Here is an 11,193-nt window from a genome sequence, read left to right on the forward strand (position 1 = left end):
AGATTACTGCAGTGCTGCCGCGATCCGGGTTCCGACCTCCTCGGTGCGCACCGCGCCGCCGTCGCGAGCAGCCACCTCATCCTCAACCGCGCGCTCAATCCGCGTGGCGTTCTCCTCATCGCCGAGGAAGCGCAGCATCATCGCCACGGAAAGAATCATCGCGGTCGGGTCCGCTATCCCCTGCCCCGCGATGTCCGGCGCCGAACCGTGCACCGGCTCGAACATGGAGGGGAACTCGCCCGCGGCGTTGATGTTGCCGGAACACGCCTGCCCCACGCCGCCCGTGATGGCGCCCGCGAGGTCCGTCAGGATGTCGCCGAACAGGTTGTCCGTCACGATCACGTCGTAGCGCGACGGGTCATCCACCATGTAGATCGTGGCGGCGTCGATGTGGTTGTAGTCCACGTCGACCTCGGGAAACTCCGAAGCAAGCGTATCGACGACACGCTGCCACAACCCGCCCGCGTTCACCAGCACATTCGTCTTGTGCACCAGGGTGAGCTTCTTGCGACGCGTCATGGCCAGCTCGAAGGCGTAGCGCACCACGCGCTCCACGCCGAAGTAGGTGTTCTGGCTCACCTCGGAGGCCACCTCGTGGTCGGTGCCCTGGCGCAGCGTGCCACCGTTGCCGGCGTAGAGCCCCTCGGTGCCCTCGCGCACGACGACGAAGTCCACGTCGCCGGGGTTGGCCAGCGGGCTCGTCGACGTCGGGAACAACCGCGACGGGCGCAGATTGACGTAGTGGTCAAGCTTGAACCGCAGCGGCAGCAACAGACCGCGCTCCAGCACGCCCGCGGGGACGTTGGCTGGGTCGCCAACCGCCCCGAGAAGGATCGCGTCGTGCGACTTCAGGCTGTCCAGGTCCGCGTCCGTGAGCAGCTCGCCGTTGCGGAGGTAGCGGCGCGCGCCAAGGTCGTACTCGGTGGTCTCCACGTCGTTGTGGACAGCGCGGAGCACCTTGAGGCCCTCCGCCATGACTTCGGTCCCGATGCCGTCGCCAGCAATCACAGCCAGTTTCATTTTCTGAGATTCCTTTCCCACATATTGGACTACGGGATAGCGTAACAGCTCCGCCGGCGAAAAATCGGCGCTGCGCGGAAAAGGATTCAGGACCGAGTCCAGCCCGGAACGACCTAGTCCAGGTCGATCTGCAGCGCGGAGGCGCCGAGCTCCTGTGCAATCTCGTTGACCAGGGCCTCCGGCACCTCGGCCTCGACGCGCAGAATCAGGATTGCGCCATCGCCCTTGGACGCCTGCGTGAGCGCGGCGGCCTCGATATTGATGCCCTTGTTCCCCAGTTTGCTGCCCACCGTGCCCAGCGCACCGGGCGCGTCCGTGTACTGGAAGAACAGGTTGCGCCCCTGCGCGCGCATGTCCACGCCGCGGCCGTTGATGCGCACGATCTTCTCCACGCCCTCGAGGCCGGTGAGCGCGCCCGTGACCGAAACGGCGTTGCCCGCCGCAGAGACCACCTGGACCTCCAGCGCGCTGCGGTGCGCCCGCGCCTCCGTCTGCGTCTCCACCGAGTACTCCAGCCCGCGCGACTGCGCGATCTGCGGCGCGTTCACAAACGTCACCGGCTCATCAATGATGCCGGAGAACAGGCCGCGCACAGCGGACAGCCCCAGCGAATCAATCTGTTCCGTGGACAGCTCGCCGCGCGCGGTCACCTTCAGCGACGTCGGCGCGCCGTCCAGCAGCTCGCCGGCGATGAGGCCGAGCTTGCGCGACAGCTCGAGCCAGCGAGCGACCTCCTCGCCCACGCGGCCGCCGGTGATGTTCACCGCGTCGGCGACGAACTCGCCGGCCAAGGCCTTGAGTACCGAGTCCGCAACGTCCGTGCCCGCGCGGTCCTGCGCTTCCACCGTTGACGCGCCCAGGTGCGGAGTCACGACGACCTCGTCCAGGGCAAACAGCGGCGAGTCGGTGCACGGCTCGGTGGCGTACACGTCGAATCCGGCACCGCGGATGGGGCCGTTCACGATGGCGTCGGCAAGCGCCTGCTCATCCACCAGGCCGCCGCGGGCCGCGTTAATGAGGATCTGCCCCTCCTTCGCCTTGGAGAGCAGGTCCGCATTGAACATGCCCGCGGTCTCCTTCGTCTTCGGCAGGTGGATGGTGACGAAGTCGGCGCGCCCCATGAGCTCCTCCAGCTCCACGAGCTCAACGCCGAGCTGCGCGGCGCGCGCCGGATTCGCGTACGGGTCGTAGGCGATGACGGTGGTCTCGAACGCGCTGAGGCGCTGCGCAAAAAGCTGGCCGATGTGGCCGAAGCCGACGATGCCGACGGTCTTGCCAAAGACCTCAACGCCCTTGAACGACGAGCGCTTCCACTCGCCGTCGCGCAGCGTCTTGTCCGCCGCCGGGATTTGGCGCGCGGTGGACAGCAGCAGCGCGATCGCGTGCTCGCACGCGGAGTGGATGTTGGAGGTCGGCGCGTTGGCCACCATGACACCGCGCTCGGTCGCGGCGTCAATGTCTACGTTGTCCAGCCCAACGCCGGCGCGGCCGATGATCTTCAGGTTCGGCGCCGCCTGGATCACCTCGCGGTCCACGGTGGTGGCGGAGCGCACGAGCAGTGCGTTCGCTTCAGGCACCGCGGCGAGCAGCTCGTCGCGGTTCGGACCGTCGACCCAGCGCACCTCCACGGAGTCTCCAAGCGCTTCGACGGTTGATTGGGACAGCTTGTCTGCGATCAGCACGACCGGTTTGGACACTGGGGATCGTCTCCTGCGGTATTTCAATAAAGGAATAGGTACGGGGGTAACTTTAATGTCCGCAGGCACGCTTGTCTGCCATCCGCGCTAATATTTTTCTTCCGCCTGCATAATTCGCTCCGGAATGTCGCTCGCCGGCTCGAATTGCGTCCCGAGCGCAATGAGCGGTGCGTCCGCCAGGCCCGCCATCGCCAGCAGCGTGTCCTCGGATTCGCGGGGGTCCGGGTTGTCCACCATCGTGACCCGCGCGCCGAACGCCCGGGCGTTTGCAATCGAAGCAATTGACGACGCCCGCGTGGCCACCACCTGCGGCGCCATATCCGCATCGCGGCGCGAATGGACCGGGAACGGCTTCGCCACCGCGTTCGGCATCACCTGCGGCTCCGCCCAATTGGCGTGCAGCCACGTCGGCACCGACGTATCCAGGTCGGCGATCACCTCCTGCGCGTCCGCCGGGTCGTGCACGGGCCGTTCGTGGAACCGTACCGAGGTCATCTTGCCCAGCGCGTCGATCCCGCCCGGATCGCGGTAGACGCGCACGCTCCCGGACGCCGGCGCGATCGCCACATCGCCCACTGTGAGCAGCGTAAACGTTTTCAGACGCTTCACTTCCTGCGTGATCTGCCCGTGGTGGTCCTCGTCGTAGACCAGCATCGGCGCGTGCGCGTACGCGGCAATCGACGCCGCCCGCAACTGCGCCTCCACGCTGGAATCCGACACCACCAACGTCTCGGACGTGTTGAAGAAGTACTCGGAGCTGACAAGCCCGTTCGTGTCATCGAGTACTACCGGGTGATCATCAAACGCAGTGGAGACGTGCCGCGACTGATTCGCGGCCCGGGCCTGGTCCAACGGGGTACTTGTGTCCTCGCCCGCGCACCCGCCGACGGCGAGCGCCACGCAGCACATCGCCGCGGCGAGGCCCCGGCTAGCTTTCTGCTTCGCTGCCATTCTCCCCGTCTGCGTGATTGGTGCTGCAGGCGTCCACCGTGCGCGTACCGAGGGCCCCGAGGGCTCCGAGGGCTCCGCCCAGGTCGCGGACGACCGGCTTGTCCAGCGCGTACTCGATGATGCCCACGAAACGGTCGCGGCGGTCATGGATAAAGCTGTTCCAGTCCGAGTTCAACAGGTCGGCCGGGCGGATCTCGTGGCCCTCCAGCATTGCGTCGAACTCTGCGTCGTCCATCAGGGACTTCGACTGCAGGCGCGGCAGGTAACGCTTCGGCTCGTTGTTCTCCATCACCACGTCGGTGCGCCGCCCCATCGGGGTGCGGTTGAGCACGGAGTCAGCCAGCTCCTCGGTCGCGCCGGCCTGCAGGCAGAACTCGCGCGGGAAGACGGTGTGGAAGCGCGGCTGCAGCTCGGCGATGGTGTCGCGGTTGAGCGGCTTCCCGGTGCGCCAGTCGAGCGCTCCGCGGGCCATCAGCAGGGAGTACAGCCCGCGGTACACGCCGCTCTCCGCCGTCGCGGACTGCAGGCGGGACTCGTGGAACTGCGCGTCGCCCACGGTGCGCGGCACCTCGTCGGTGTCCCCGCGGACCCAGGGGGTGACCTCGGTGACGTCGAGGCCGGCGCGAATCGTCGGCGCGTGTGCGCCGTAGAGCTCGCCGAACACGCCGGACCAGTACCAACGGTTGAGTCGGTCGCGCGGCTCCTTCTCGTCCAGCAGTCCGGGCTGCTCGGCCAGTCGCGCGAGGATGACGGCCAGCGGAATGATCTGCGAGGAGTACGGGACCTGGTCGATGGCCAGGATGCAGCGCTCCGCGAGGAACTCGGCAGCGGCAACGAAGGCATCGGCCAGCTCGTCGCAGTGGGTCAGGTAGTCGTGCAGCGAGATACTGAGGATGTCGCCGCGGTGCCCCACCGCGTTGCCCTTCCTGCTGGTGATCAGGAGCGACAGCCCACGCAGGAACTCGATGCGCCCGATCCCGTCCAGCGCCGGGTACAGGCGCAGCGTGCGTTCGATGTGCGCGAAGTGGTCGGCTAGGCGGAAGTTGGGGTCTTCAGTGGCGAATACGGCGGTGAGCAGCTCGAAGACATCCATCTGCACACCGGCGGAGTTGGCGTGCGCGAAGATCTGGCCGACGCCGATCTGCGAGGTTTCACGGTCAATCCGGATCACAGGCACGTCGTACGCCGGCAGCCAGCGCAGGACCTCGTTCTGGAAGGTCTTCACCGCGGCGCGCATCTCCGGGTCGTCCGTGTCGGCGGCCATATCAATGAGGAGGTCGTTGCCTTCCTTCCACAGCAGCATTGAAACGGGCACGACGCCGTGCGCCAACATGTCCTCGCGGGAGTGGATGCCCCCGTCGATCTGCGGGCCGAAGTGGGAGCGCACCTGACCGTCCGGGTCGACGGCAAAGACCGCTTCGACCGGCATCGGGTCGGCGGCCACCGCGGCGCGCACGTCGACGAAGAAGCGGCGACGGATGCGCCGGCCCAGGTAGTCCACCGTCGGGATCTCGCCGGCCCCCTTGAGGGCGTAGAAGAGCGAGGTGAGGCGCTGTTGGCCGTCGAGAAGCAAAAGCCCCGGCTCCCGATCCCCCGTCGTCAGACCGTCGAGCGGGCGCGGGCGGAAACGCATGGGCGCGTTTCGGGTGTCCAGGGCGAGGAAAGAACCGATGGGGTAACCGCGAAGCACTGAGGTGACCAGGGTGCGAATCCTGTCAACATCCCAGATGTATTCACGCTGGAAGTCGGGCAACTGCAATTCGCCACGTTCAGCACGGGCGAACAAGTCCTTCAAGGAATAGCTTGGCGTTGTAAAACCCATGCCCCAACCTTAGAACGGAATCAGCAAACCTGCTCGTGCGATTCGTGCTCCGGGCGCTCGATCTGGATCGTGGAGTGCTCGATGCCCAGCTCGCGCAGGGCGTGCTGTACTGCATCTAGGAGCGGCCCACTATCCGTACCCGCCGCGCCGACCACGTGCACCGTAGCCAACACGTTCACGCCGTCGAGGCTCCAAAGGTGAAGGTCATGGATGTCTGCAACCCCCGCGGTCGCTCGCAGCGCCTCCTCCACCTCGGCGGTGCGGAAACCCTCCGGGACCTGTTCGAGGAGCACGCCAGCAGATTGGCGCATCAGCTGCCACGCCCGCGGCAGCACGAGCGCGGCGATGATGAGCGAGGCCACGGCGTCCGCCACGGCCACACCGGTTGCCATGACCACGATGCCCGCGACAATAACCGCGGCCGATCCCAGCAAGTCCACCAGCACGTGAAGGAACGCGCCGCGGACGTTGATCGAGTCGCCGCGGTGACCGTGCAGCACCCACGCCGAGATGCCGTTGGCCACAAAACCGATGACGGCGATGAGAAGCATGGTCCCGCCGTGCACGTCGGCGGGTTCGCGGAGGCGACGGATCGCCTCAACGACAATCCACACAGAGATCGCGAGCACGAGCACCGCGTTGACCAGCGCCGCGAGCACCTCCACGCGCCGGTAGCCGTACGTTGCGTGGCGCGAGGCCTGTTTCCGCCCCACGAGCACCGCGAGAACGGCGATGATGAGCCCGGCGGCGTCGGAAAGCATGTGCATCGCGTCCGCCATGAGCGCCATGGACCCGGCGAGCCATCCCCCAACCAGCTCCGCAACGAAGACCGTGGCGGTGACGGCGAGCGCAACGAGGAGCGCGCGCAGCGGAGTATCGCTCGACGGGGCGTGATCGTGGTTGTGGTCGTGTGCCATAGCTCAACCCTAAGCTGCCACACAGTTAATGACAATTAAATGAAAACGGCTCCCGGTTTCAAAAAAAACACGCGGTGAGCAGGGCTCATTATCGACGCTATGCCCTGCCCACCCCACACAACCGTACAAGTTGCTGACTATTTGGGCGATGCCTCAACAACTTTTGCTACCGTTGATAGGCGCAATAGCACAATGGTCTCGAGCAGTGAGCCAATTTACGCAATGTTCATCCGCTCGCATGGGGCCACATACGAAAGGATACGACTATCACTTCCGCAAACCCGAACCCGAAGGATCCGAACCGCGTGGAGAAGGCCGCGAAGCACATCGGCGACCACGCACACGACGCAAAGGACAAGGCCGGCGAGACCTTCACCTCCGCAAAGGGCAAGGCTGGCGACGCTGTGGACGGCGTTCGCGGCACCGGCTCCACCACCGTGTCCAAGACTGAGGGCACCACGAAGGCAACCTCCGGCACCACCGCAGCCGACGCCGGCAACGGCGGTGGCGGCTGGTGGAAGTGGCTGCTCGGCCTGATCGTCGCAGCTCTGCTGGTCTGGCTGCTGATCAGCCTCTTCAGCGGCGGCAGCGACGACTCGGACGGCGCTGCCGTCACCGAGACCTCCACCGTTGCTACGGAGACCACCAGCGAGACCGTCACCGCTGACCCGAGCGAGGACGCTACCGCGGGTGCCGGCGACGCAGCGGCTGACGCCACCGACAAGGCTGGCAATGCCGCAGGCGACGCAACTGACAAGGCTGGCGACCTCGCGGGGGACGCGAAGGACGGCGCTGGCAACGCGGCCGACAAGGCTGGCGACCTCGCAGGCGACGCGAAGGACGGCGCTGGCAACGCGGCCGACAAGGCTGGCGACCTCGCAGGCGACGCAACCGACAAGGCTGGCGACCTCGCGGGCGACGCGAAGGACGCTGCAGGCGACGCGGCCGACAAGGCTGGCGACGCTATCTCCGGCGCCACCAACTAGTTTCGCCACAGCGCAACACAACACTGCCCCAGCTCCTGGACTGACCAGGATGCTGGGGCGGTGTTTTCGTGCGGATGTTGTCGCGCGTGCGTCTACGCGGTCTCGTTCAGCGGGTTCTTCACCCAGGTCATCATGTCGCGCAGCTGCGCACCGGTCTTCTCAATCGGGTGCTCTGCAACCTTCGCGCGCAGGCCCTCGAGCTCCTTGTTGCCGCCCTCGACGTTGGCCACCAGGCGCTTGGTAAACTCGCCGGACTGGATGTCCTTCAGGATGTCGCGCATGCGATCCTTGGCACCCTCGTCGATCACGCGCGGGCCGGACAGGTAGCCGCCAAACTCCGCGGTGTCAGAGACGGAGTAGTTCATGTTGGCAATACCGCCCTCGTAGATGAGGTCCACGATCAGCTTCATCTCGTGCAGGCACTCGAAGTAGGCCATCTCCGGCTCGTAGCCGGCCTCGGTCAGCACCTCGAAGCCCTTCATGATCAGGTCCTCCAGGCCGCCGCACAGGACTGCCTGCTCACCGAACAGGTCGGTGACGGTCTCCGCCTCAAACGTGGTCGGGATGACGCCCGCGCGTGCGCCGCCGATCGCGGCGGCGTAGGACAGCGCCAGCTCCTTGCCGTTGCCGGTCGGGTCCTGCTCGACCGCGATCAGGCAGGGCACGCCCTTGCCGTCGACGTAAGTGCGGCGGACCAGGTGGCCCGGCCCCTTCGGCGCGACCATCGCAACGGTGATGGTGTCGGCCGGATCGATCAGCTTGAAGTGGATGTTCAGGCCGTGGCCGAAGAACAGCGCGTCGCCGTCCTTCAGGTTCGGCTCGATGTCCTTGCTAAAGATTTCTGCCTGCGAGGTATCCGGGGCCAACAGCATGATCACGTCGGCCCACGCCGCGGCGTCCGCGTTGGACTTGACCTCAAAGCCGGACTCCTGGGCCTTCGCGGCGGACTTGGAGCCCTCGCGCAGGCCGACGACCACCTCAACGCCGGACTCGCGCAGGTTCTGCGCGTGGGCGTGGCCCTGGGAGCCGTAGCCGATGATGGCGACCTTCTTGCCCTGGATGATGGACAGGTCCGCGTCGTTGTCGTACAGAACGTCAATTGCCATGAGTGAAACACTCACCTTTCCTATTATGTGGGACGGCCATTTCATATTATGGCACAGATTTGTGTTTGTGTGGGGATTTTGTGGCGTCGGCAAGCGATTGCTTCTTTACGCCACCGCCTACCCCTTCGTCGGCGCCATCGTCTTCGGGCCGCGGCTCAGCGCGACGTTGCCCGAGCGGACGAGCTCCTTGATGCCAAAGGTCTCCATCAACTCGAGGAACGCCTTGAGTTTCTGGGAGGAGCCGGTGGCCTCGATGACCACGGACTCCGGCGACACGTCGACGATGTGGGCGCGGAAGATGTTCGCCGCGTCCACCACCTGCGGGCGGTTCTGGTTCGTCGTGGCCACCTTGACCAGCATGAGCTGGCGCGCGATCATCGAGTCGTCTTCCAGGCGCGCGACCTTGAGCACCTGCACCAGCTTGTGCAGCTGCTTCGTGATCTGCTCGATGGCGTACTCGGACGCGTCGACAACGATGGTCAGGCGGTTAATGCCCTCGGTCTCCGTCTTCGCCGACACGAGCGAGACCAGGTTGTAACCGCGGCGGGTAAACAGCGCGGTGACGCGGGTGATGATGCCGTCGACGTCCAGCACCAGCACCGACAGCGTGTTGCGAGAAATGGTTTGGTCAGACATCTACTTTCCCTCCTGGGTGGTGGTATCGGCAGCCTCTGTAGCTTCTACGGCCTCGATGGCCTCGTTGATCGCCTCCGGCGACTCGCCGGCGGACTCCTCCGTATCAAAGAAGGGGCGCATGCCCAGCGCGTATTGCATATCCGAGTTCGACGTGCCGGCCGCGATCATCGGCCACACCTGCGCGTCCTCCCCCACGATGAACTCAACCACGACCGGGCGGTCATTGATCTCGCGCGCCTTCTGGATCGCGGGCACCACGTCCTCCTCCTTGGTCACGCGGATCGCTTCCGCGCCGAGCGCCGTTGCCAGCTGCACAAAGTCAGGGACGTAGACTTCCTCCCCGCCGAGCTTGGTGTGGGAGTAGTTACCGTCGTAAAACAGCGTCTGCCACTGGCGCACCATGCCAAGATTGCCGTTATTAATCAGCGCCACCTTGAACGGGAAGCCCTCCATCGCGGCGGTGGTGAGCTCCTGGTTGGTCATCTGGAAGCAGCCGTCGCCGTCAATCGCCCACACCTCTTTATCCGGGCAGGCGACCTTCGCGCCGAGGGCCGCGGGCACCGCGAAGCCCATCGTGCCGAGGCCGCCGGAGTTGATCCAGTGCCGCGGCTGTTCAAAGTCAACAAACTGGGCCGACCACATTTGGTGCTGCCCCACGCCCGAGACGTAGATCGCGTCCGGCCCCACCGTCTTCGACAGCGTCTCAATCACAAACTGCGGCGAGAGCTTGCCGTCAGACTGCGGGTCGTAGCCGCGCGGGAAGCGCTCCTTCAAGTCGTTGAGGCGCGCGAGCCAATTGCTTATCGACGGCGCAGCGTTCCTCTTCTCGTCCCTAAACGCATCGAACAGCTGGGACAGGACCTTCTTCGCGTCGCCGACGATCGGCACGTCCGCCTCGCGGATCTTGCCCACCTCGGCCGGGTCGATGTCGGCGTGGATGACCTTGGCGTAGGGGGCGAAGGTGTTGGTGTCGCCGGTGACGCGGTCGTCGAAACGCGTGCCGATGGCGATGAGCAAATCCGCCTCCTGCAGGGCGCCGACCGCGGGGACGGATCCGTGCATGCCCGGCATACCCATGTACAGCGGGTGCGACTGCGGGAACGCGCCCAGCGCCATGAGCGTGGTCACCACCGGGATGCCGGTGCGCTCCGCAAACGCAAGCAGCTCCTCGTGCGCGCCCGACTTCACCACGCCGCCGCCGATGTAGAGCACCGGGCGCTCCGAGGCGGCGATCAGCTTCGCCGCCTGCGCGATCTGCCGGTTGTGCGGCTTAGTGTTCGGCTTGTAGCCGGGCAGGTCCACTACCGGCGGCCACGCGAACTCGATCTCTGCGGCCTGCAGGTCCTTCGGAATGTCCACCAGGACCGGGCCCGGGCGACCCGTCGACGCGATGTGGTGCGCTGCGATGATCGCCGCCGGGATGTCCTCGGCGCGGGTGACCATCAGGTTGTGCTTGGTAATCGGCATCGTGATACCGCGGATGTCCGCCTCCTGGAAGGCGTCGGTGCCGATGAGCGGCGAACCGACCTGGCCCGTAATCGCGATCATCGGGACGGAGTCCAGGTACGCGTCCGCGATCGCGGTGACCAGGTTCGTCGCGCCCGGACCCGAGGTGGCCAGGCACACGCCCACCTGGCCAGAGGCGACCGCGTACCCCTCCGCCGCGTGGCCGGCACCCTGCTCGTGACGCACGAGCACGTGGCGCAGCTTCTCGGCCTGAAACAGGGCGTCGTAAAGCGGAAGGACCGCTCCCCCCGGCAACCCGAAGACGAACCGGGTGCCCAACTCCTCAAGACTTCGCACGACCGCGTCCGCGCCTGTGATTCGCTCCGGCTCGACGCTCGGCGCCGGTTGCGAGTTGCCGTCCGGCGCATTCGATGAAGCTGCCACGTTTCCAAACTCCTTGGGTCAATGTGTCGGTTGTGAGGGTGATCAAAACAAAAGCCCCCGGCGAGCACTTCTCGTGAGTGCTGTCGAGGGCGCTTGTGTCAGCGGCGTACGAAAACGAACCCGCTACGGCAAGCGCCGCGAGGGAATTCGTACTACTAGTCGCTGTGT

General features: G+C 65.9%; 9 protein-coding genes. 1 reads left to right on the forward strand and 8 read right to left on the reverse strand.

What is annotated here, in order from left to right; all coding sequences use genetic code 11:
* Positions 1-3 precede the first annotated feature (3 nt).
* The 5 genes from CKJ82_RS02560 to CKJ82_RS02580 form a co-directional block, all read right to left on the reverse strand.
* Complete coding sequence (locus CKJ82_RS02560) at positions 4-1,020, reverse strand: 3-isopropylmalate dehydrogenase (protein WP_095536904.1); 1,017 nt, start codon at positions 1,018-1,020, stop codon at positions 4-6.
* Between the two features lie 113 nt (positions 1,021-1,133).
* Positions 1,134-2,717: a phosphoglycerate dehydrogenase gene (serA, locus tag CKJ82_RS02565; protein ID WP_095536905.1), complete on the reverse strand. Its 1,584-nt coding sequence runs from the start codon at positions 2,715-2,717 to the stop codon at positions 1,134-1,136.
* Positions 2,718-2,804: 87 nt separating this feature from the next.
* Positions 2,805-3,668 carry a hypothetical protein gene (locus CKJ82_RS02570; RefSeq protein WP_095536906.1) on the reverse strand — a complete coding sequence of 288 codons (864 nt, stop codon included), beginning with the start codon at positions 3,666-3,668 and terminating at the stop codon, positions 2,805-2,807.
* The gene (locus tag CKJ82_RS02575) at positions 3,646-5,490 is read right to left on the reverse strand and encodes a DUF262 domain-containing protein (protein WP_095536907.1); all 1,845 of its coding nucleotides are present in this window, start codon (positions 5,488-5,490) and stop codon (positions 3,646-3,648) included. The genes CKJ82_RS02570 and CKJ82_RS02575 overlap by 23 nt, the downstream gene beginning before the upstream one ends.
* 20 nt (positions 5,491-5,510) lie before the next feature.
* Complete coding sequence (locus tag CKJ82_RS02580) at positions 5,511-6,407, reverse strand: cation diffusion facilitator family transporter (RefSeq protein WP_095536908.1); 897 nt, start codon at positions 6,405-6,407, stop codon at positions 5,511-5,513.
* A gap of 305 nt (positions 6,408-6,712) precedes the next feature.
* Between CKJ82_RS02580 and CKJ82_RS02585 the strand changes: the two genes are divergently transcribed.
* Positions 6,713-7,393, forward strand: coding sequence for a hypothetical protein (locus CKJ82_RS02585; RefSeq protein ID WP_095536909.1), 681 nt, complete (start codon positions 6,713-6,715; stop codon positions 7,391-7,393).
* 92 nt (positions 7,394-7,485) lie between these two features.
* Here CKJ82_RS02585 and ilvC read toward each other — a convergent pair whose 3' ends face one another.
* From ilvC to CKJ82_RS02600, 3 genes are all read right to left on the reverse strand, one after another.
* Complete coding sequence (gene ilvC, locus CKJ82_RS02590; protein WP_095535015.1) at positions 7,486-8,499, reverse strand: ketol-acid reductoisomerase; 1,014 nt, start codon at positions 8,497-8,499, stop codon at positions 7,486-7,488.
* A gap of 117 nt (positions 8,500-8,616) precedes the next feature.
* Positions 8,617-9,135 carry an acetolactate synthase small subunit gene (ilvN, locus tag CKJ82_RS02595; RefSeq protein ID WP_095536910.1) on the reverse strand — a complete coding sequence of 173 codons (519 nt, stop codon included), beginning with the start codon at positions 9,133-9,135 and terminating at the stop codon, positions 8,617-8,619.
* Positions 9,136-11,025, reverse strand: a complete 1,890-nt coding sequence (locus CKJ82_RS02600) for an acetolactate synthase large subunit (protein WP_095536911.1) — start codon at positions 11,023-11,025, stop codon at positions 9,136-9,138. It abuts the gene before it with no gap.
* Positions 11,026-11,193 lie beyond the last annotated feature (168 nt).

This window comes from Corynebacterium gottingense, assembly GCF_002285125.1.
GTDB classification, from domain to species: domain Bacteria; phylum Actinomycetota; class Actinomycetes; order Mycobacteriales; family Mycobacteriaceae; genus Corynebacterium; species Corynebacterium gottingense.